Annotated in this window: 13 protein-coding genes, 3 tRNA genes and 1 other RNA gene; 7 read left to right on the top strand and 10 right to left on the bottom strand. The window is 65.9% G+C overall.

The window, feature by feature from the left end; all coding sequences use genetic code 11:
- On the bottom strand, positions 1-1398 hold a 1398-nt coding region (locus AC1DQR_RS38135; RefSeq protein WP_477134939.1), incomplete at its 3' end, for a DNA polymerase III subunit gamma/tau.
- A gap of 93 nt (positions 1399-1491) precedes the next feature.
- A complete protein-coding gene (locus tag AC1DQR_RS38130) occupies positions 1492-4002 on the bottom strand; it encodes an adenosylcobalamin-dependent ribonucleoside-diphosphate reductase (protein ID WP_477134938.1) in 2511 nt (836 codons plus the stop codon).
- Positions 4003-4118: 116 nt separating this feature from the next.
- On the opposite strand from AC1DQR_RS38130, the gene ffs reads away from it, so the two are divergent.
- An RNA gene (ffs, locus tag AC1DQR_RS38125) (signal recognition particle sRNA small type) lies at positions 4119-4217 on the top strand.
- 183 nt (positions 4218-4400) lie between these two features.
- On the opposite strand, the gene AC1DQR_RS38120 is transcribed toward ffs, so the two are convergent.
- The 3 genes from AC1DQR_RS38120 to AC1DQR_RS38110 form a co-directional block, all read right to left on the bottom strand.
- On the bottom strand, positions 4401-8018 hold the full coding sequence (locus AC1DQR_RS38120; RefSeq protein ID WP_477134937.1) for a UvrD-helicase domain-containing protein: 3618 nt from the start codon (positions 8016-8018) through the stop codon (positions 4401-4403).
- A complete protein-coding gene (locus AC1DQR_RS38115; RefSeq protein WP_477134936.1) occupies positions 8015-10930 on the bottom strand; it encodes a PD-(D/E)XK nuclease family protein in 2916 nt (971 codons plus the stop codon). The genes AC1DQR_RS38120 and AC1DQR_RS38115 overlap by 4 nt, the downstream gene beginning before the upstream one ends.
- A gap of 124 nt (positions 10931-11054) precedes the next feature.
- Complete coding sequence (locus tag AC1DQR_RS38110) at positions 11055-11321, bottom strand: hypothetical protein (RefSeq protein ID WP_150983336.1); 267 nt, start codon at positions 11319-11321, stop codon at positions 11055-11057.
- 531 nt (positions 11322-11852) lie between these two features.
- On the opposite strand from AC1DQR_RS38110, the gene trxA reads away from it, so the two are divergent.
- From trxA to AC1DQR_RS38080, 6 genes are all read left to right on the top strand, one after another.
- The gene (gene trxA, locus AC1DQR_RS38105) at positions 11853-12179 is read left to right on the top strand and encodes a thioredoxin TrxA (RefSeq protein ID WP_010814265.1); all 327 of its coding nucleotides are present in this window, start codon (positions 11853-11855) and stop codon (positions 12177-12179) included.
- A gap of 188 nt (positions 12180-12367) precedes the next feature.
- Positions 12368-13630, top strand: a complete 1263-nt coding sequence (gene rho / locus AC1DQR_RS38100) for a transcription termination factor Rho (protein ID WP_043347534.1) — start codon at positions 12368-12370, stop codon at positions 13628-13630.
- A 104-nt stretch (positions 13631-13734) separates the two neighbouring features.
- Positions 13735-14589, top strand: coding sequence for a M90 family metallopeptidase (locus AC1DQR_RS38095; protein WP_477134935.1), 855 nt, complete (start codon positions 13735-13737; stop codon positions 14587-14589).
- A 240-nt stretch (positions 14590-14829) separates the two neighbouring features.
- Entirely contained in the window at positions 14830-15093 is a 264-nt protein-coding gene (locus AC1DQR_RS38090; RefSeq protein ID WP_006157720.1) for a type B 50S ribosomal protein L31, read from the top strand.
- 187 nt (positions 15094-15280) lie between these two features.
- On the top strand, positions 15281-17068 hold the full coding sequence (locus AC1DQR_RS38085) for an ArnT family glycosyltransferase (protein WP_416049088.1): 1788 nt from the start codon (positions 15281-15283) through the stop codon (positions 17066-17068).
- 24 nt (positions 17069-17092) lie between these two features.
- Positions 17093-18445 carry an MATE family efflux transporter gene (locus AC1DQR_RS38080; protein WP_477134934.1) on the top strand — a complete coding sequence of 451 codons (1353 nt, stop codon included), beginning with the start codon at positions 17093-17095 and terminating at the stop codon, positions 18443-18445.
- Between the two features lie 250 nt (positions 18446-18695).
- Here the strand turns inward: AC1DQR_RS38080 and AC1DQR_RS38075 are convergent.
- The 5 genes from AC1DQR_RS38075 to ltrA all read right to left on the bottom strand — a co-directional run.
- Positions 18696-18772, bottom strand: a tRNA-Asp gene (locus tag AC1DQR_RS38075).
- Positions 18773-18840: 68 nt separating this feature from the next.
- Positions 18841-18916: transfer RNA gene (locus tag AC1DQR_RS38070), tRNA-Glu, on the bottom strand.
- Positions 18917-19026: 110 nt separating this feature from the next.
- Positions 19027-19102: transfer RNA gene (locus AC1DQR_RS38065), tRNA-Ala, on the bottom strand.
- A gap of 281 nt (positions 19103-19383) precedes the next feature.
- Positions 19384-20790, bottom strand: a complete 1407-nt coding sequence (gene gltX / locus AC1DQR_RS38060; RefSeq protein ID WP_416049090.1) for a glutamate--tRNA ligase — start codon at positions 20788-20790, stop codon at positions 19384-19386.
- 143 nt (positions 20791-20933) lie between these two features.
- A partial coding sequence (ltrA, locus tag AC1DQR_RS38055) for a group II intron reverse transcriptase/maturase (RefSeq protein ID WP_477134933.1) occupies positions 20934-22292 on the bottom strand: 1359 nt, incomplete at its 5' end.

Raw genomic sequence — 22292 nt, 5'->3', positions numbered from 1 at the left:
GGCCGGCGACATCGGCGCCCCGGCGGCGGGAGCGGCTGCCGGCGCGACGGCTGCCGGAGCCGGGCTCAGCGTCCTTGCGGGTGCTGCCGGCGTCGGGGCCGGTACTGGTTGTTGTGCCTGGACTGGCGCGGGATCGGCGGCCGGCATCGGCACGGCCGCACGCAAGCTCGGAGCAACCGGCGCCACGGCGGCGCTGGCTGCTGCCGCATCTGCCGCAACCCGGGCCACCGGCGCAGCGCCACCGCGTGCGCGCGGCGCCTGTTGGCCGCCACCCTGCGCCACCGCAGGTGTGGGGCTGGCCGACGGGCGGAACGCCAGCATGCGCAGCAGCGTCATGGTGAAGCCCGCGTACTCGTCGGGCGCCAGCGCCAGCTCACTGCGGCCAAGGTTGGCGATCTGGTAGAACAGCTGCACTTCCTGCGCATCGAAGGCGGCGGCAAAGCGGCGCACTTCGGCGGCTTCCGGCCACTCTTCCTGGACCGAGGCGGGCACCGCCTGGGCCAGCGCGATCTTGTGCAGCAGCGAGGCCAGGTCCTGCAAGGCGCCGGCAAACGACAGGCTGCGATCCGCCATGCCGTCCGCCACCGCCAGCATGGCGGGGCCGTCTTCGGCGGCCAGCGCATCCAGCAACTGCACCAGGTAGCTCTGATCGATCGCGCCCAGCATGCCGCGCACGGCGGCCTCGGACACCTGGCCGGCGCTGTAGGCAATGGCCTGGTCGGTCAGCGACAGCGCGTCGCGCATCGAGCCGTGGGCGGCCTGGGCCAGCAGCCGCAGCGCATTGGGCTCGCGCACGATGCCCTCCTCGCCCAGCACGTGGTCGAGGTGGCTGACGATATGGCCCGGCGGCATCTGCTTGAGGTTGAACTGCAGGCAGCGCGACAGCACCGTGACCGGGATCTTCTGCGGATCGGTGGTGGCCAGGATGAACTTGACGTGCGCGGGCGGCTCTTCCAGCGTCTTCAGCATGGCGTTGAAGGCGTGGTTGGTCAGCATGTGCACTTCGTCGATCATGTAGACCTTGAAGCGCCCCGCCGTGGGCGCGTACACCGCCTTGTCCAGCAGCGACGCCATTTCGTCGACACCGCGGTTGGAGGCCGCGTCCATCTCGATATAGTCGACGAAACGCCCGCTATCGATCTCGGTGCAGGCCTTGCACACCCCGCAAGGCTGCGCGGTGATATCGCCCGTGCCGTCCGGCCCGATGCAGTTCAGCGCCTTGGCGAGAATCCGGGACAAGGTGGTCTTGCCGACGCCCCGCGTGCCGGTAAACAGGTAGGCATGGTGCAGCCGCTGTTGTTCCAGCGCGTGCGTGAGCGCGCGGACCACGTGCTCCTGGCCGACCAGCGTGGTGAAATCCCGGGGGCGCCATTTGCGCGCTAGCACTTGATAACTCATGGCGGCGATTGTAGCAAAAGGCGGCCGTCCTTCAGGCGGGATTCACGCCCGCTTCACAGGGTGGCCAGGTGCGTTGCCCTGCGCCCCAGGCCCCTAGCCACATTCCCCGACATACCCACAGTTGGCGCACTTGGCGCAGCCATCGACCTTGTGCAGGGCATGGGCGCCGCACTCCGGGCATGGCTTGCCCGAGCGCAGCCCCATCCCGGCGGCCGGCATGCCCGCGCCACCCGCTGCCGGGGCCGCGCCACCACTGTCAACGGCACGCCCGCCTGGCCCTTCCAGCCCGGCCAGGCGGGCCGCAAGCGCCGCCACCGGCACTTGGATGCCCTCGGCATCGAGGAACCCCCGCTTGATCAGGATGCGCTGCAGGGCATACCCGATCGCCGCCACCTCGGAATCGTGGAAGCGCGGCACCTCGGTGCCGTCCTGGCGCACCAGCGTGCCATAGCGCACCGTGCCCTTATCCCATACAACACTGCGCATGTCGGCTAGTGCCTTGGCGATCGAGCCCCCGGAGCGCGCCACCATCGACAGCAGCCGCATGGTGGACGTGATCCACTGCTGGCCGTCGTTGCGTTGCCCGGCCGGCATGAAAAACTCCACCGGACGCTCCACGGCCACCGGCTTGCCGTCGAGCTGGCCGGCCACACGCATGAAATTGACCGTCAGGTAGACCGTCTTGTGCCCCTCATAGGTCATGTACTCGACCTTGGACGTCACCCCTTCGAGGTCGCCCACGGGCCGGCTCGCGAATGGCTTGCGCAGCGGGTCGTCCGTCACAGCGGCCGTGGCGGGTGTTGCCGGGGCGCCGGCCGGCGGCGGCGTCACCGACAGCACCGCGCCCAGCACGCTATTGGGGCGGTAGGTGGCAAGCCCCTTCAGTCCCGCGCGCCAGGCTTCCAGGTAAAGGCTGCGGAAGGCCTCGTATGGATAGTCCTCCGGCACGTTCACCGTCTTGCTGATGCTGGTGTCGATATAGGGCTGGACCGCCTCGAGCATCTTCATATGATCGAGCGCCGACATCTGCAGCGCCGTGACAAAACTGTCAGGCAACTGCGCCATATCGCCGCCGAGGTGGCGATAAAGGCGCCAGGCATGGTCCGCCACCTCGAACACCTTGTAGCTATCGTCCGCCATGCGCTTCTTGCGGTTGTAGGTCCACGAGAAAGCGGGCTCGATGCCGTTCGACGCGTTGTCGGCGAACGCCAGCGTGATGGTGCCGGTCGGCGCGATCGACAGCAGGTGCGAGTTGCGGATGCCGTCGCGGCCGATGGCGTCGCGCACCGCCGCCGGCAGGCGCCGCGCGAAGCCGCTGGCCAGGTAGGCCTCGGCCTTGAAGAGGGGGAAGGCGCCCTTCTCCCGCGCCAGCCCGGCCGAGGCCAGGTAGGCTGTGTCGCGCAGGGTCTGCGCGATGCGCGCAGCCAGCGCGCGCCCCGCCTCGGCGTCATAGCGGATGCCCAGCATCACCAGCGCGCTGCCCAGCCCGAGGAAGCCCAGGCCAATGCGCCGCTTGGCATGCGCCTCGGCCTGCTGCTCCGGCAACGGCCAGTAGGTAACGTCGAGCACGTTGTCGAGCATGCGCACCGCCAGCCGCACCACCTCGGCGAAGGCTTCGAAATCAAAGCGGCTGTCCGTGCCGAAGGGCTGGCGCACGAAACGGGTCAGGTCGATCGAGCCGAGGTCGCAGCAGCCATAGGACGGCAGCGGCTGCTCCGCGCAGGGATTGGTGGCCTCGATGCGCTCGCAGTAATAAAGATTGTTGTCGTCGTTGATGTGCGACAGAAACAAGATGCCGGGCTCCGCATGGTCGTAGGTAGCCTGCATCACCTGATCCCACAACTGGCGAGCCGGCACGCGGCGATAGGCCCACTGGCCGTCGTCGCGCCGATACGCGCCCGCGGCGATGGTTTCCGCCGCGGGCTCGGCCTCGTGCACCAGCTCGACCTCGCCATCGGCCTCGACTGCGCGCATGAAGTCATCACTGACGCCGATCGAGATATTGAAGTTGGTCAGGTCGCCGCGGTCCTTGGCGTGGATGAAGGTCTCGATATCCGGGTGGTCGCAGCGCAGCACGCCCATCTGCGCGCCACGGCGCGAACCGGCAGATTCCACCGTGGCGCAGGAGGCATCGAACACCTTCATGAACGAGACGGGCCCCGAAGCGCGCGAGTGCGTGCCCCTCACCAGCGCGCCGGCTGGGCGGATCGCGGAGAAGTCGTAGCCCACGCCGCCGCCGCGCCGCATGGTCTCCGCCGCCTGCGCCACCGCGGCGTAGATGCTCGGCTTGCCGCCACGCGCCTCGGACACCGAGTCGCCCACCGGCTGCACGAAGCAGTTGATCAGCGTGGCCTCGATGCGCGTGCCGGCCGCCGAGTTGATCCGCCCCGCCGGCACGAAGCCCTGCTCCTGTGCCCACAGGAAGCGCTCAGCCCATTGCGCGCGCTGCGCCTCGGGCTCTGCCTCGGCCAGCGCGCGCGCCACCCGCTGGCGCACGTCGGCGGCGGTCGCCTCCTCACCCTTGGCGTACTTCTCCAGCAGGACTTCCGTGGAGATGTCCTGCGGCGGCAGCGTGGCGCGGAGCATCTGGTCTTTGGCATTCATCGTGGATCTCGCAGGTGTCTGGGTTGCATGGCTCAATCAAGCGACTCAATCAATTTACGCAATCAATTTCGCGGAAAACTGCCGGACCCGCCCGCTCTGGGTTACAATGCCGACCGGACGGGCCTCCTCGCATGGTGGCGCGGTCAACCTGGTCAGGTCGGGAACGAAGCAGCCACAGCCGTTTTCCGCCAGTGCCGAGGGTCAGGCTCGTCCCCCTAACATCCCCCTAGCTGTATTGCGCAGCTATCCAGCCGCAGCTGTCCAGCAGTAACATCCCCTCGCATCATCGCGCTTTCTTCAAGTCTGCGCATCAGGCCGCCGATAGCACAATGCCGGCAGGGCCTCGCTGAATTCGCATCCACGCAATGCCCTCCCGTTTTCCATGAGCCAGGACTCGCTTAGAACAGCGTGCCTTGGCGCGACGTTTGCAGCGCATCCGCCGCAATCCACTCCCCGTCGGCCGTGGCCACGCCGGCCTCGACCCGCCGCCCTGGGAACATGGGCCTGACCGCTGCCACATAGCCCGCGAGCTGCTGCGCGTAGGCCGCGTGCTCCTGCGGCAGCAGGCGCAGCTTGTAATCGATGATCACCACCCGATCGGCAAACTCCACCAGGCGGTCGATCCGCAGCAGGCGGCCGCGCGCATCGTAAAGCTCGACCTCATTGCGGGCGCTGAGCGCGCCCTGCGGGAACAGCAACGGCCGCAATGCCGGCGCCTCCAGCATCAATCGCGCGCCTTCGACCGCGGCATGCGCCTGGTCCCGCCACAGCGTGCGCGCCTGCGCCGTACCGGCTCCTGCCAGCGGGAACCAGCGCATCACCACCTCGGGCGTGGGCAAGCCCTCGAACGCCTCCGGGTAGCGCGTCACGCGTTCCAGCAGCGCGTGCAACAGTTCGCCATGGCGCGCCGCGTCGGCATCGAACACAATCGTGTGGTCGCCGTCCTCGCCCGTGGCGGCGCCCTGCCCCACTTCCTCGTCCTCCCACGCCAGCACCGGCGCCAGGATCTCGGCCGCTTCACGGTAACGCTGGCGAAAATCGGTAAAGCGCACGCGTGCATCACTGCCGGCGGCGGCGTCCGCCACGTCCTGCGCGGTGGCCGCAGGAAAGGGCTCGACTTCCACGCCGACGCCGGCCGCAAGCAGCCGCGCATACCAGCTACCGGCGATCTCGCGGTTGCCCTCGGCGCTGTCGGCGCTGCGCGATGCGCGCCCCTTGACGCCGCTCACCAGCAAGCCCTGGCGCGCGCGCGTCATCGCCACATAGAGCAGGTTCCAGTTCTCGCGTTCGGCCAAGGCGGCCTCAGCCTCGAACAACGGCGCGCGAGCGAGCCCGCGCGTGCTGCGCTTGCCATAGGCGGAAAAATGCACCGGCACGGCCGAGGACGGCGGCCAGTCGATCAGGATGCCGCTCCGATCCGCGGCGGCGTCGCTATGGTTCGCGTCGAGCAGCACGACGAACGGGGCCTCCAGCCCCTTGGCGGCGTGCACGGTGAGGATGTGGACCGCGTCCTGCGCATTGTCGGTGGCGTCGTCGGCATCGGCCTCGCCTTCCGCGTCTTCGGCGCTATCGGCCATGCCGCCTTCATCCGGGCTTTCGCCTTCTTCGCCGCGCCGGATTTCCTGCAACTCGTCGATGAACTTGGGCAGGCTCGGGTAGCGCCCGCCATCGAGGTCAAGCGAGAGCTTGAGGAAGGCATCGAGGTTGGCTAGTACCTGGTCGCGGATCTCGGCCGGCGCGGCCTCGGCGTAGCGCCGGCGCACTTCTCCGCCATAGTAGATGTGGTCAATCAGGTCATGCACCGGGCGATGCGGCGCCACCTCCAGCCAGTGGCGCAGGCGCGCGACGCCATCGCGCAGCGCCGGGCTGCCGAACTCGGGCAGCCCCTGCTCCCGCAGGCAGGCCCACCAGCCTGGCCGCGGCTCGCGCGCCTGGGCCATCTGCGCGATGGCGATCAGGTCCTCGTCGGTCGCGCCCACCAGCGGGCTCTTAAGCACATGGGCCAGGTCCAGGTCAGACTCCGGCGTCATCAGGAACGCCAGCAGCGCGGACAGGTCGAGCGCTTCCAGCGTAGCCAGCAAACCGCCGCGGCGCGGGCTCAGGCAGGGAATGCCGGCCTCGCGGAAAGCGCGCTCGTACTCCGCCAGATGCGTCTTGCGGCGCACCAGCAAGTGCACATCGCTCCAGCGCGCGGGCCGCGGGCCATTGCTGTCGGCAACCGGCACCGTGGCGCGGACATGCTTTAGCCAGGCCGCCACGCGCCGGCCCTCTTCGAGCCGCAGCGAATCGCCTTCGTGCTGGCGCGGCTGCGTCAGCGTATCGCGGTGGATGGCGGGGTCCCGCTCGGCTTCATCGTCATCGCTAGCCGCGTCGTCCTGCGGTGCCGGCTCTGCCTCGGGCTCGACCAGTGGCAACAGCCACACCGGGCCGCCGGGCTCGTCCAGCGCGGTCGTCTGCGTCTCGAACAGCGGATAGCGCCCGTCGGCGCGCGCGGTGTCGAACACCGCGTTGACCCAATCGAGCACTTCCGGGCGGTTACGGCGGGTGCGGTTGGTCCGCAGCACGGTGGCGCCGAAACCCGACTGCAGCATCTCGCCGGCGGTCTGGAACAGGCGCGCATCGGCGCGGCGGAAGCGATAGATCGATTGCTTGGGGTCGCCCACCAGGAATACCGTGGGCCGCTCACCCAGGCCTGCGTAGCCGGCCAGCCAGCCCTGCAGGATGCGCCATTGCAACGGGTTGGTATCCTGGAACTCGTCGAGCAACAGGTGGCGGTAGCGCGCATCGAGCCGGACTTGCAGGTAGGTCGCGGTCTCATCGTCGCGCATCAGCCGCGCGGCCAGCCATTCGAGGTCGGCGAAGTCCATCGCGCGCTGCTCGGACTTGTGGTGCTGGTAGCGCGTCAGCAGCGCGTCGCCCAGTTCATACAGCGCCAGGTTGACCGCCAGCACCGCGGCCTCGCAGCGGCGTTGCGCGACTTGCTCCAGCGCGGCACACATGTCGCCGTGCTCGGCGAGGAACGCATCGACCATCGCCTCGCCACCGAGCGCTTTGGTCAGCGCCGTGGTGGCGCGTAGCGATCGCGGCTTGCCGGCGGCGGTAAAAAACGCGTCGCGCAATATCGCGAAGGTGCGCTCGGCGGGCTCGCCCCCTTCGGCGCCTGCCTCGCGCCACGCGCGGATCGCCAGGATCGCATCGGCCAGGCGCGTAGCGTGAGCCTGCTCGGTCTTGCCGCCCCGGCCCAGTTGCGACGCCATGCCCTGGCAAGCGTCAAGCCAGCCGTCATCGGCCAGCACGTCCAGCAGCACGTCGACCTGGGCATCCTCGCCCAGGTCCGCGGCAAGCGCCTCGGCGGGATCGACGTTTTCGCGGAACGCAAACCACTCGCTGCGCGCGTGGAACATGGCGTCGAGCAAGGCGCGCGCCTGGAACTCGCCGATGGCATCCACCAGCCGTTCGAAGGCGACGCGCAGGTTGGCATACGGCGGCGTGGCCAGGGCCTGCCAGAACGGCGCCCAGGCCTCGCGCTTCATGCGCAGTGCGTCTTCGCGCAGCGTGGCGCCCGGCACGATGCCCGACGCCAGCGGCGCGCCGCGCAGCAGCGTGCCAAACCAGCCATGGAAGGTATCGATGGCCATGCGCCCGGGCGCGGCCAGCACCTGTGCATGCAGGCCGCGCGCACGCGGCAGCGCGGCGCGTGCGGCATCGGGCGACAGCCCGCGCTGCGTGAGCGCGGCGATCACCGCGTCGTCATTGTCGCGCGCGAGCTGCGCGAGCACTTCCAGCAAGCGCTCGCGCATTTCCTCCGCGGCCTTGCGCGTGAAGGTGATGGCGAGGATCTCGTGCGGCGCCGCGCCGGCCAGCAGCAGGCGCAGCAGGCGCGCCACCAGCAGCCAGGTCTTGCCGCTGCCCGCGCAGGCCTCGACCACCACGGAGCTGGCGGGGTCGCAGGCCGCGCGCGTGAACTCGGCCTCGGCCACCGGCTGGCCATCGCGCAGATAGGCGTGGGTGCTCATGCGCGGCCTCCGATCCCCGGCGGCAACGCCGTGCTTTCCCAGAAGCCCTTGCGGCACAGGCCGCGGGCGGTGCAGTAGGTGCATGCGCTGGCGTCCCCGAAGGCCGGCAGCGGCGCGTCCTGGCGCAGGCGCATCACGTCGCTGCGCAGTTGTTGTTCGAGCCACGCCACTGCGGCGTCGAAGTCAGGCAGGCTCACTTCGCGCTGTGGCGCCGGCGGCCCGTCCTTCGCGCCTTCGAGCGCCACCCAGCTGCCAGCGGCAACATCGGCGCGCAGCAATCCATAAAACGGCAACTGGCAATCCTCTTCCACGTCCCCGACCTTGCGCTTCAAGCGCAGCACGGTCTGGGTCTTGTAATCGAGCACCGCGCGGCTGCCGTCGCGCGCGCGATCGAGCCGGTCGATGCGGCCATTGACGCGCAGCGGCTGGCCGTCGGGCATGGGCAGATCGACAGTGGCATCGAGCTCGCCATCGTCCCAGAACCAGCCCTGTGCCTCGCGCTCAGCCTGCCATGCCACGTAGGACGGCAGCACTTCGCACCAGCGGCGGTAGTAGCCGATGGCGTTGCCGTCGTCCTTCATCAGCGCGCCGAACTCGTGATCGGAAATCTCGCGCAGGCGCGCCAGGCGAGCATCTTCACGGCGCAAGCCGTCCTGCGACGCTTCGCGGTGGTAACGCAGCAGCACGCGGTGCAGCAGCTCGCCGATGTCGCGTTTTTCCAGGTCGTCGCTGACGACTTCCAACCCCGCCAGCCCGAGCATGCGGCCGGCAAAAAACTGGTACGGACAGCGGCGCAGCATGTTGTACGCCTGCGCGCTCCAGCGCGCAGGCACCAGCTCCGATGCCGCGGGCGCGGGCATGCCGCCCACCTCGGCGAAGGTCTCGTGCAGCACCGGCAGCGCGCTCGCCTCGATCGGCGCGCCCGCGCGCGAGCACAGCGCGCTGAGCCGCTCGATCCAGCCCGACACATGCTTGGGCTCGCCACGCGCGCCAAGGCGCTGCCAGGTGAGCACCACGTCGTCGTTGTTCAGCAGGACCTCGGCCAGGTCGCGCGCCTGCTGGGCGAAACGCACCTCGCGGTCTTCCAGCGCGAGCTCGCGCCGCATCTGGTTGGAGAAGAACATCAGCTCGGCCGCGCTGGAGGGAAGCTGCGTGTCGTCGCACCCCACCACCACGACCCCATCGAAGCGGCGCATGCGCGCGCCGTTAAGCGGCAGGATGGTGATGCGCGCGGCGCCGCTGGCCGAGGGCTCCTTGTAGGCAACCGACTCAAGCAAGGCTGACAGCATGGAGCGGAATTCGCCGAGATTGAGCGTGGCGCCCGCACCCGTATCGTCCTGCGGCAGGTCGGCAAGACGCGCCAGCGCATCGAGTAATTGCGTGCCCGCATCGTCGGCAGACAATGCCTCGCGCATGCCGAGCACATCCAGCGTGGCATCAAGGCGTTCCAGCCAGGTCGAAACCGGGTGCTGCACGTTGCCGCGCGGCCAGGCGCCGGCTTCGGCCGCAAGGTGCTGCACCAGCTCGCAAGCGGCCTGCCGGGCGGCGCGGCGCGCGTCGTCTTGCGCGGCGTCGCCGGCATTGCTATCGCCGCTGGCCTGGTCGGCCGTATCAGGACGGAAGCGCTGCTGCAAGCGGCGCCAGCCACCGCTGATGCCGTCGCGCCGGATCTGCCGCTCCAGTGCGGCAATGGCCTCGCCGCGCAATGCGAAGCCTGGCAGGCAAAACGGGCTCTTTAGCAGGTCGAGCAGGGCCGAGGTATCGCCGTCCTGGTTGAGCAGGTCGAACCATCGCATCAGCGCAGCCGCGGCTCGCGTAGTCGAAAGCTTCCAGCCGGTTTCGTCGCGCACCGGCGCGCTGGCCCGCGCCAGCAACGCGCGCGCGCGCCGCGCTACTACGCGATCGTGCGCCACCAGCGCCACGTGGCGACGGCCTTCGTTGAGCCACTGCACCAGTTGCTCGGCGGCAGCGCCGGCCTCGTCCTCGAAGCGCGCGCTGCCGATCACGCGCACGCGCGGGCGCTCGGCCGGCAGGCTACGTGGCGCACGGCGCACGGCGGCTTCGTTCACGCCAGACAGGCGCGCCTCGGGCCACAGTGCCAGCAAGGTGTCGTACCAGTCGAGCTCCCCGTCCTCATCGCCCAAATCGGCATCGAGCGCACTGCTCGGCGCCTGCGCGGACTGCGCGGTCCAGTCGTAGCCGATGCGGATCACCGGCACGAGCTCGGCGGCCTGCCGCAGGAACGCTTCCTCGATCGGCTGGGGCGGCGTTGGCCCGAGCCAGATGACCGGGCCGTCCAGGTGCTGGGCCAGCCGGTGCAGCGCGCGCCGGCGCGCGGGCAGCGGATCGTCCGGGCCGGACAAGGCCTGCCAGAAGGCCATCACGATGCGGGCTTCCTCACCGAGGAAGCGGGAAGACAGGTGCGCGTAGGTCCTCTCCAGCGCGCCCTGCAGCAGGGCCGCGCGATCGTCCCCATCGACATCTTCATCGCGGATGGCGTCATCGTCGAGCCAGCGTGCGCTCAGTTCGTCGCTGATGGCGAGCAGCGTCTGCGCCAGCCCCCACGCCGCGGCCTCGGTCTGCGCGCCAAATGCGCGCCGCAGCCAGTCCTGCGCACGGATGGCCTGCTGCACGGCCAGTAGCCGCGCCGCATGGCTGCGCACCGGGATCGGGTCGGGTGGCAAGTCGAGCAGCCAGTGGCCAATGGTGACGACCCGCGGCAGCAGCCGCGGCTTGCCAGCCGCGCGCGCGGCGGCATCCAGCGCCTGGCGCACGCCGGGGATCTGCGCAGCGGTGGGCACCACCACATGCGCGGCGGCTTGCTGCTCCCCGCAATGGTCGAGGAAATACCAGGCCGCGGCGGCGGCCTGCGGCAGGAAGTCGGGGCCGGGACGAAATTGCAGCGAGGTCATGAAGCGAGAGTAACAGCCGGGTCAGATGCCATGGCGACTAAGCGCGCGGCGGTCAGCGCGCAACCGGGCATCGCGCACGGGATGCGCGAAAAACGCGGGAATAACCGGAGGGCCCGGAGAGCCCTCAGTGGCTGCCGGCCTCAAGGCGCGAGCGGATTTCGCGCGCGGTCTCCAGCAGGCCCTGATAGCCGGAGCGTGCGTGCTCTGGCAGGTCGGGGTCGCCCACCAGCGTGCCCAGGGTCTCGATGACGCTGTAAAGGAGGCCCTTGGCCGCGCCGCCGGCAATGCTCTCTTGCTCGACCGCGGCATTGATGTGATCCAGCGCGTCGCTCAAGTGTTCCACTTCGGGGGGTTGCTGCGGATCCGGCTTGGAAGGGGTGTCTGGCGTCATGGTCTGTAGCCTTGTCTGTTGCGCGGGAAGGCGCCGGGCCGAGGCCGGGCGCATGATTCTATTCTACGCGCCCGGGGGCGCCGCGCGACCTTTGCATCGCATTGGATTGCGTTTGCGCAAAGCCCTCGCGCCGCGTGTCGAAGCAGAAGTGGCGTTACCCATAAGTCACACGTCGAGCGCCTCTCGGCGAACTTCGGCGCGGCTTCCGATTGATAAAAGCTCTTGCGCCGATTAATACAATCATCCCACCAGGCATGGCTTCGCGGGCAGAATGGCGCTACACGCAGCCGCATCGGCCGGGTTTCATCGCCGCGTACGGCAGCGCACCGTGAGGTTGATGAGCAGGGTATTGAATTCCCATCAACTGGTAACATATGAGCAGCATCCCGCCAATCGCGGCTGTCCCGTCGCTCGGGACAAGCCCGCACCGGGTAAGGCGCGTGCCTACAGGCATGCGCAAACTCGTGTAATGTAGCGGTTCGGCAAATCCCGCCTTCAAATTAAACAGAGCGAAACCAGAGGTTTTCCGCCATGAGTGAACAAATCAAGTATGTGAGCGACGCCTCCTTCGACGCAGACGTGCTCCAGTCCGATAAGCCTGTCCTGCTCGACTTCTGGGCAGAATGGTGCGGTCCTTGCAAGATGATCGCCCCGATCCTGGACGAAGTGGCCAAGGACTACGGCGACAAGCTGCAGATCGCAAAGATCAACGTCGATGAGAACCAGCAAGTGCCGGCCAAGTTCGGCATTCGCGGCATCCCCACGCTGATCCTGTTCAAGAATGGCGCGGTTGCCGCGCAAAAGGTCGGCGCGCTGTCCAAGTCGCAACTGACCGCATTCCTCGACGGCAATCTGTAATACGCCGACCCGGGGCGCGGCGCCATCAGGCGTGCCCCCGGTGTAGCCACAATCCGACGTGCGTGCGCCTTCCCTGGCGCACCGTCCGGATTGTGCTAAGATGGCATCAACAACTTCCCCGAGCGTTCGCTCATTTCCTCCCCCTCCTTTAGGTCCAGCCCGTCCGGGCGCCTCTGTACCCCTCGTCTATGCACCTGACAGAACTCAAATCGCTTCACGTGTCTGCGCTTCTCGAAATGGCCGCGACCCTCGAGATCGACAACGCACAACGGATGCGCAAACAGGAGCTGATGTTTGCGATCCTGAAGAAGCGCGCCAAGCTGGGCGAAATCATCTTTGGTGACGGCACCCTGGAAGTCCTGCCGGACGGCTTCGGCTTCCTGCGCTCGCCCGAGACCTCCTACCTGGCAAGCACGGACGACATCTACATCAGCCCTTCGCAGATCCGCCGCTTCAACCTGCATACCGGCGACACGATCGAGGGCGAAGTACGGACCCCCAAGGACGGCGAGCGCTATTTCGCACTGGTAAAGGTGGACAAGGTCAACGGTCAAGCGCCTGAAGCGGTCAAGAACCGCATCATGTTCGAGAACCTGACGCCGCTGCACCCGAACCGGCCGCTGACGCTGGAGCGCGAAATCCGCGCCGAGGAAAACATCACCGGCCGAATCATCGACATGATCGCGCCGATCGGCCGTGGCCAGCGCGCCCTGCTGGTGTCCTCGCCCAAGTCCGGCAAGACCGTGATGCTGCAGCACATCGCCCACGCGATTGCGAACAACCATCCGGAAGCGGACCTGTTCGTGCTGCTGATCGACGAACGCCCGGAAGAAGTGACCGAAATGATGCGCTCGGTGCGCGGTGAAGTGGTGGCGTCGACCTTCGACGAACCCGCCATCCGCCACGTACAGGTCGCTGAAATGGTGATCGAAAAGGCCAAGCGCCTGGTCGAGCTCAAGCGCGACGTGGTGATCCTGCTGGACTCGATCACCCGCCTGGCACGTGCCTATAACACGGTGGTGCCGGCCTCGGGCAAGGTGCTGACTGGTGGTGTGGACGCCAACGCGCTGCAACGCCCCAAGCGCTTCTTCGGCGCTGCGCGTAACCTGGAAGAAGGCGGCTCGCTGACCATCATCGCCACCGCGCTGATCGAAACCGGCAGCCGCATGGACGACGTGATCTACGAAGAGTTCAAGGGCACCGGCAACATGGAAGTGCACCTGGAACGCCGCCTGGCGGAAAAGCGCGTCTATCCGTCGATCAACCTGAACAAGTCCGGCACGCGCCGCGAAGAACTGCTGATCAAGCCCGAGATCCTGCAAAAGGTCTGGGTGCTGCGCAAGTTCATCTCGGACATGGATGAAGTGCAGGCCATGGAGTTCATTCTCGACAAGATGAAGGCGACCAAGAACAACGCCGAGTTTTTCGATATGATGCGCAGAGGCGGCTGATCGTTCGCTATGCCGCGCGCTGCGGTTCGCGCGCTGGCAATGCACTGGAAGGGCGCGCCTCGGCGCGCCCTTTTGCATTTCCGCCCTGTGCCTGCAGGAGTCCCATGTTCGGCCGACTGAGCCACTTCCTGCGTGCGCGCTCGCGCGTGCGCAAACTCGAACACTACGCCATTCCCGACGCGCTGTGGGCGCACACGGTGGCCACGCTGCCGTTCGTGCAGCGCTATGGCGCCGCCGAGCTCGTCGCCTTGCGCGAGCTCGCCACCCTGTTCATCGCCGACAAGGAATACTCAACCGCGCACGACCTGCCGCTCACCGACGAGATGGTGACGAGCGTCGCGCTGCAAGCCTGCGTGCCCATTCTCAAGCTGGGCATCGAGTGGTATCGCGGCTGGCGCGGCATCGTGCTCTACCCCGGCGAATTCGTCATCCGCCGCACCGTCGAGGACGAGATCGGGCTGGTGCATGGCGTGGTCGAGGAAGCCAGTGGTGAAGCCTGGGAACACGGACCGGTCATCCTTTCCTGGCCTGATGTGCAGACGCCCGGCGCCGGACTGAATGCACGCCATGCCCACCACCCCGATGACACCTACAACGTAGTCATCCACGAGTTCGCCCACAAGCTCGACATGCTCGACGGCGAGCCGGACGGCGTGCCGCCCTTCTCACGCGTGCTCCATCCGGGCATCGACCGAGAGCAATGGGCCGAGTCCTTTCTCACCGAGTACGACCGCTTCGCGGACGCCTGCGAGCAGYAGTCCGACCATGCCTGGGACCATCCGGAACGGCTGCCGCCGGCGCTGCGGGTGATCGACCCATATGGCTGCGAGGCGCCGAGCGAGTTCTTCGCCGTGGCCTCGGAGACCTTCTTTGTCGAGCCGACCGGCCTTCGCAGGCACTGGCCGGTCCTCTATGATTCGCTCGCGGCGTTCTATCGTCAGGATCCGGCCTCGATGTGATCGAAGATCAACCTTTCGGCACCCTCGGCCGCCGTGCGCATCGCGCACTCAAAACTTGCCCAGCTTTTTGTTTTTCTGCGATAATCCCGGATTGTCCGTTATCGGCAAGTGGTTCGTTCGCCGCAACGCTGCCAGTGCAATCAGCGCATCCAGCTTCTGGCGCTTTTTTTAGCGCTTTTGGCAATGGCAGCAGCAGCACGGCAAACAACGGACTGGCTACCCAACCTGAAAGGAAACACCATGAAAGAAGGCATTCACCCGAATTATCGCGAAGTCGTATTCCTCGACGTGTCGAACGACTTCAGCTTTGTGACCCGCTCGACCATCCAGACGCGCGACACGATCACCCGCGACGGCAAGGAATACCCGCTGGCCAAGATCGAAGTGTCGTCGGAATCGCACCCGTTCTACACCGGCACCCAGAAGATCATGGACACGGCCGGCCGCGTCGAGAAGTTCCGTCAGAAGTTCGGCAGCAAGCTGAACAAGCTCACCGCGAAGTAATTCGCCGCGAGCCCGCTCGCTGCATGGCCTCGGACAAAATGCTCCGGCGCCGCGCACCCAAGCAAAGAGGCAGCATCGGCTGCCTCTTTGCTTTTGCAGCCTCCGCGCGATCGGCGCCAACCGGCGCTCGCCGGACGCAGCTAACCGGGAGCGCCCCGCCCCGGCGGCCCCCTAGACCCACCAATCAATGAGCGCAGCCAAGACTTCCCGTGTCCACCTGACCGCAGCCGCCACCGGCACGCTTCCGCGCGCACTGTTGCTGGCCATCTGCATCATTTACGGCCTGGCTGGCCTGTTCGGCCGCGATCCGTGGAAAAACGAGGATGCGGCCGGCTTCGGCGTGATGTGGCAACTGGCCACCGGCGGCACCCAGGACTGGCTGATGCCCAATATCGTGGGCCGCCCTTACGGCGAAGACGGCCCGCTGGTGTTCTGGGTTGGCGCCCTGATGATCCGCCTGTTTGGCGGCTGGCTTGGCGCGCCGGACGCGTCGCGCATCGCCACGGCACTTTTTTACTTCGGCACCTGTTCACTGATCTGGTACGCGACCTACCTGCTCGGCCGGCGCGCCGAGGTCCAGCCTTTCGCCTATGTCTTCGGCGGCCAGCCCAACGCGCGCGACTACGGCCGCACGCTGGCCGACGGCGCCTTGCTGATCTTCCTGGCCTGCGTGGGCCTGGCCATGCGCGGCCACGAAACCACGCCACAGGTTGGGCAGGTTTGCTTTGTCGCCATGAGCCTGTATGGCATGGTGCGCAGCCTGGACAAGCCAATCCAAGGTGGCATCTGGCTGGGCGTCGGGCTGGGCGCGCTGACCCTGTCCAGCGGGCCAGTCATTCCGCTGGTCTTGCTGGCGTCGGTCATCATCTGCGGCCTGGCCTGCAAGCCCCTGCCCCTGCCGCGCGTGCTGCTGGCAAGCGTGCCGCTGGCACTGGCGCTGGTGGCAGCCTGGATAGCCGCCGCCTACTTCGGTGCGACCGACCACAACGATGCCGTGACTTTTATCCGCGAATGGTCGCGCTACGATCGCCGCACCTATGGCGCGCCGAACGCCGCTGCGCTCAACTTCATCGCACGCAACCTGCTGCTGTTTACCTGGCCGGTGTGGCCAATTGCCTGCTGGGCCTGGCTGAGCTGGTCGGGCATGCGCCGTGCGCCGCATGTGGCGCTGCCCCTGGCGATGCTGCTGCCGCCGCTGCTGCTGCTGTTTCTGCTGCGCGCGCCGGGCGACGTACAGTTCATCCTGCTGCTGCCGCCGATGGCCGTGCTTGCCGCGTTCGGGTTGCCGACGCTCACGCGCGCCGCCATCAACGCGATCGACTGGTTCGCCTTGCTGTTCTTCACCATCTTCGGCGGCTTCGTCTGGTTCATGTGGATCGCCAGGACGACGGGCCAGCCTCCGCGCGTCGCCGCCAATATCTATCGCCTGCTGCCGGGCTTCCAGCAAGACTTCACAGTCAGCGCAATCGTCTATGCGCTGCTGGTGACGGCAGCCTGGATCCTGATCGTGCGCTGGCGCCTGTCGCGCGCGCCTAAGCAGATCTGGCGCCCGGTGGTGATCTCGGCCGCCGGCACCACGCTGATGTGGGTGCTGGCCATGACGCTGTGGATGCCATCGATCAACTACGGCAAGACCTATCGCGACGTGGCCCAGGCCGCCTCGATGGCGCTGCCCACGGCATATAACTGCGTGCAGCCGATTCGCATGGGCGACGCGCAGCTGGCCTCGTTTGCCTATTTCGGCCATATCCGCTTTGGCGGCCCGGATGACGGCTGCGACGTCCTGCTGCGCCACGACCCCGTCGACTACGGCGAGCCCACCAGCATCTCGCACTTCGAATGGCGCCTGATCTGGGAAGGCCGGCGCCCCTCCGATCGCGACGAGCGCTTCCGCATGTATCGCCTGGTCGATATGTCCCGGGTCGCACCACCCCGGCCCAGCCTGCCCGGACGCCGGCTGCCAAGCCACCCCTGACGTGGCGGCGCCACGCCTGCCCGCATGAACATGTTCCACGATATCCGCCGCATTTCCGTGCTGGCCGCGCCGGTCCTGGTCGGCCAGCTTGCGGTGATCGCCTTTGGCGTGATCGACACCATCATGGCCGGGCGAGCCTCTGCCATCGACCTGGCCGCCGTGGGGCTGGGCGGGYCCATCTACATCACGGTCTACATCAGCTTGATGGGCGTGCTGCAGGCGCTTTCCCCGATCGCCGGTCAGCTCCATGGCGCCGGGCGCGCAGCGGAAATTGGCAATGAAGTCAGACAGGCCGCCTGGCTGGGACTGGCGCTAGCCATCCCCGGCATGTTGCTGCTGTTGTTCCCCGGCCCGCTGCTGGAGTTTGCCCAGGCACCGCCGGAGCTGGTCGAGAAGGCAACGCAGTACCTGCATATCCAGGCGTTTGGCTTGCCGGCCGCACTGGGCTTTCGCATCTACTCCGCGCTTAACAACGCCTTGTCGCGCCCGGTCATGGTGACCGTACTGCAGCTCGTCGGGCTGGTGGTAAAGATTCCGCTCAATGCCTGGTTCATCGACGGTGGCTTCGGCCTGGCCCCGATGGGCGGGCCGGGCTGCGCGCTGGCCTCGGCGCTGATCAGCTGGATCTGGTGCATCTCCGGCATCCTGATCCTGCGGCGCAACGCGGCCTACCGCCCTTTGCAGATCTTTTCCAGCTGGGCGTGGCCGCAAGCGCGGCCGATCCGCGCACTGCTGCGCCTGGGCGTGCCGATGGGGCTGACCTACCTGATCGAGATCACCTCGTTCACGTTGATGTCGATCTTCATCACGCGCATGGGCACCGTGGTGCTGGCTGGCCACCAGATCATTGCCAACCTCGGGGCGGTGGCCTATATGTTGCCGCTGTCGCTGGCGATTGCCACCTCCACCCTGGTAGCACAGTCCATCGGCGCGCGCGACCAGGACAGCGCACGCCGCATTGCCCGCCGCGGCATCTGCCTGGCGGCTATGCTGGCGATCATGGTCGGCGGCCTGCTGTGGATCCTGCGAGAACCGCTGCTGCATGCCTACGCCAAGGATCCGGCAGTGGTACGCGCCGCCCTTCCGCTCATGTTGTTCATCGCCTTCTACCAGGCATTCGACGCGGTCCAGGTCATGACGGCATTCATCCTGCGCGCCTACAAGATCGCACTGGTGCCGACCTTGATCTACGCGGTGTCTCTCTGGGGAGTCGGCCTGGGGGGCGGCTATGTGCTGGGCTTTGGCCTGATCGATGCCCTGCCCGCCTTCACGCGGGGAGCCGCGGGGTTCTGGCTGGCTAACAGCATCAGCCTGGCCATTGCCGGCTCGCTGCTGGTGCGCTACTTCGTCACAGTCAGCCAGCGCCGTACAAGCTGAGCAAGCCTGGAACGCGCAGCGGATGGATTATCTCCGCCGCGGCAAGGGCATATAGCCGAACAAGCGCAGACCGCGGCCAGCCACAACGCGATAATGCCTGCCTGGCGAGCAGGCGAGGCCCGACATAATGTCGCCGCACCACCACCGTGCGCGGGCCGAATCAAATAGCAGAGATTATCGGAAACTGATCGAGTGAATGCCGGACAGCAAAAGAAAAAACCCGCATGGCATAACCATGCGGGTTTAGTTTTGGCGGAGTGGACGGGACTCGAACCCGCGACCCCCGGCGTGACAGGCCGGTATTCTAACCAACTGAACTACCACTCCATACTCTTACTTATCATCGACAGCGATGCTCTCGACGACAAACCGAACGTTTGGTTACGTTCGTTATTTGGCGTCCCCAAGGGGATTCGAACCCCTGTACTCACCGTGAAAGGGTGATGTCCTAGGCCTCTAGACGATGGGGACAGAAACTTGTCTTTCGACTTATTCCGTCTGGCACCGTGAATATCTTAACAACCAGACCTTCACAGCACCCTCTGAGTCTCGATTTACTACACTCGAAACTTCCGGCATTTTGGTGGAGCTAAGCGGGATCGAACCGCTGACCTCTTGCATGCCATGCAAGCGCTCTCCCAGCTGAGCTATAGCCCCATGGTACTACGTTACCGCCCACTTCCTTTTACTGCCGCTGCTTTCGCAGCGTTTCGCGTTTGTTTCTTCGTTTCAGCGAAGACAAAATTATATAAACAACCTTGCTTTTTTGCAACCCCTTTTTTTAACTTTTTTCTGCGATCCACATTACTGCGGGATTACTTCTTATCGCTTCCATCCGTTATGCCCGCTTGGTTTTTGTCCGCGCTGCAGGGAGAACAAGATTATGCTGAATTCCTGGCAGGAGCGCAAGCCCCTGTCAGGAATTTCTGCAAATTATTTCAGGCGAACCCGGCCTGGATGCGGCGCAGCACCGTATCGCGCCCAAACAACTCCAGCACGGCATCGATGGCAGGCGTCTGCAACTGCCCCGCCACCAGCAGGCGGACCGGCATGGCCAGCTTGGGCATCTTCAGCCCGAACTCGGCCAGCACCGCTTTGAAGGCCGCGCTGATCTCCTCGCGCTTCCACTCGGTGAGTGCCGCCAGCCGCGTGGCCAGGGCCTGCAGTGCCGGCAGGATGTCGGCGTTGAGGTGTTCTGCCTTGAGCACCGGATCCGGCTGCGGCTCGCCGCGGTAGAACAGCAGCGCGGCCTGAGCCACGTCCTTCAGGGTATTGGCACGGTCCTTCACCAGCCCGATGACACCCTCCAGGCTTGCGCCCTCCACCTTGCCACCCAGCGCCTCAATGAACGGCTGGGTCAACCCGGCCAGACGCGCATTGTCGCCTACCTTGATGTAGTGGTTGTTCAGCCAGGCCAGCTTTTCCGGGTTGTACTGCGCCGGCGACTTGCCCAGGTGCTCCAGGTCGAACCATTCCACGAACTGCTCGCGCGAGAAGATCTCGGCGTCGCCATGTGCCCAGCCCAGGCGGGCCAGATAGTTGAGGACGGCCTCGGGCAGATAGCCTTCGTCGCGGTAGCCGGTCACGGGCATGGCGCCATGGCGCTTGCTCATCTTCTCGCCCTGCTCGTTGAGCACGGTCGGCAAATGCGCGTACACGGGGGCAACGCCGCCCAGCGCACGGATAATGTTGATCTGGCGCGGGGTGTTGTTGACGTGGTCGTCGCCGCGGATCACGTGGGTGATGCGCATGTCGAGATCGTCGATCACCACGCAGAAGTTATAGGTCGGCGTGCCGTCCGGGCGCGCGATCACCAGGTCGTCCAGCTCGTCGTTGGAGATTTCGATCCGGCCCTTGACCGCATCGTCCCAGACCACACTGCCGCCAATCGGGTTCTTGAAGCGGATCACCGGCTGCACGCCGGCCGGCGGCGCCGGCAGGACCTTGCCCGGTTCGGGACGCCAGAACCCGTTGTAACGCGGCTTCTCGCCGCGCTCGCGCTGCGCGTCGCGCAGCGCGTCCAGCTCTTCGGTGCTCATGTAGCAGGGATAGGCCAGCTCGCTGTCCAGCATCTGCTTGACCACCTCGCGATAGCGGTCCATGCGCTCCATCTGGTAGAACGGGCCTTCGTCGATATCGAGATCGAGCCAGGCCATGCCTTCCAGGATCACGTCCACCGATTCCTGCGAAGAACGCTCGACGTCCGTGTCCTCGATGCGCAGGACGAAATCGCCCTTCATGCGGCGCGCAAAGGCCCAGGGGTAGAGCGCGGAGCGGATATTGCCGAGGTGAATGAAGCCGGTCGGGCTCGGCGCGAAGCGGGTGCGGACGCGTTGTTGTGTCATAGAGGAATGAAACAAAAAAGCCCGCGCACGAATGCGCGCAGGCCGGGGTGTAGGAGGGTAGGGACAAGTCATTACTGACCTATCCCCCCCGAGGAACCGTACGTGCGAGTTTCCCCGCATACGGCTCAAATCTCTGCAAAATGTTAGTTAAACACCGGTTTCACAACAGTTTGACCGTGGTGGTGAACTTGGATGTGGCAGTTCGGGTGCAACAGCACGCGATTCCCAAGAGCATCGGAGCCGCCAAGAATGCGCGGCTCCAAGTGGTGATCTTCCCACCCGGTCTCTTTGGTTATCTTGCACTGACACACCGCACACAGTCCTTGCTGGGACAAATACAGCTTAATCCACTGCTTTCGGTGCGACATGCTTGACTGCATGCGCTCCTGCCGCAACTTCTCGCCATACCGCTCCTGCTCAGGATCAAAGGGGTTGTAGCTCCCCTTGATTTTTGTGTGCCGCTGGATAGCTGTACTCGATAGCGAATACAACCCCTTCCAGTAGCTACTACCATCCGCCTTTGTTACTGTGGTCCCAAACACCCAGTTTCGTTCCCCGACCGCCGCGTAGTACTTCTTCCGCACCCAGCCAGAGTCCTTACCGTTGTGTCGCCGTTTCGCCCACCGCCACAGAGCCCCAAAAATATCGTGCTCTATACGTGTGAACGTCGCCTTCGCAACCACTGGACTGTGATACTGCGCCCAGCCCCTTAGCATCGGATTCAGCAGAGCGATTAGATCCGCCTGCTTTACCGCTTTGTTAGCACTGATGACTTCCTTCACCTTGCGATAGAACGTCTGCACGTTCTTTTTGCTTGGCTTGATGAGCAGCGTTCCGGAGTACTTCCGGAAATTCCACCCAAGGAAGTCGAAGCCGTTGGCAATGTGGACAATCCGCGTTTTCTCCGTCGATAGCGTCAGCCCCCGTACTGCTAGGAACTCCTCTACCCACGGCTTCACTTCGTGCTCCAAAACATCCGGCGTACTGCCGGTGATCACGAAGTCGTCTGCGTACCGCACGACGTTCACCTTATGCTTCCGTACGTTGGCGACTCCGAGTTTTGTCCGCAAGGACTCCACCAGTTGCCGTTCCAACCCGTTCAATGCCACGTTTGCCAGAGTCGGGGAAATGATGCCCCCCTGTGGTGTTCCGGCCTCGGTCGCCTGAAACTGGCCCTGAAATACAACGCCAGCCTTCAGCCACTTTCGCAAAATTGCGCGGTCCATCGGGACGTTGCGTTCCAGCCAGTCGTGACTGATATGGTCAAAGCACCCCTTGATATCCGCCTCTAGTACCCATTGAGCCGAAGCCTTCTGGGACAACGAAACAAATAGCTGGGACATGGCATCCGCAGTAGAGCGATTGATCCGGAACCCATAGGAGTTCGGATCACTCGTCCCTTCGGACACCGGTTCCAGCGCCAGCAGATACAGGGCCTGCATGGCTCGGTCCAACATGGTCGGAATACCCAGAGGGCGTTCCTTCCCATTGGACTTGGGGAT

This window comes from Cupriavidus sp. 05L411, assembly GCF_056398045.1.
The sequence above is the reverse complement of the archived record's forward strand: the minus strand, read 5'-3'. Positions and strand labels throughout refer to the sequence as shown.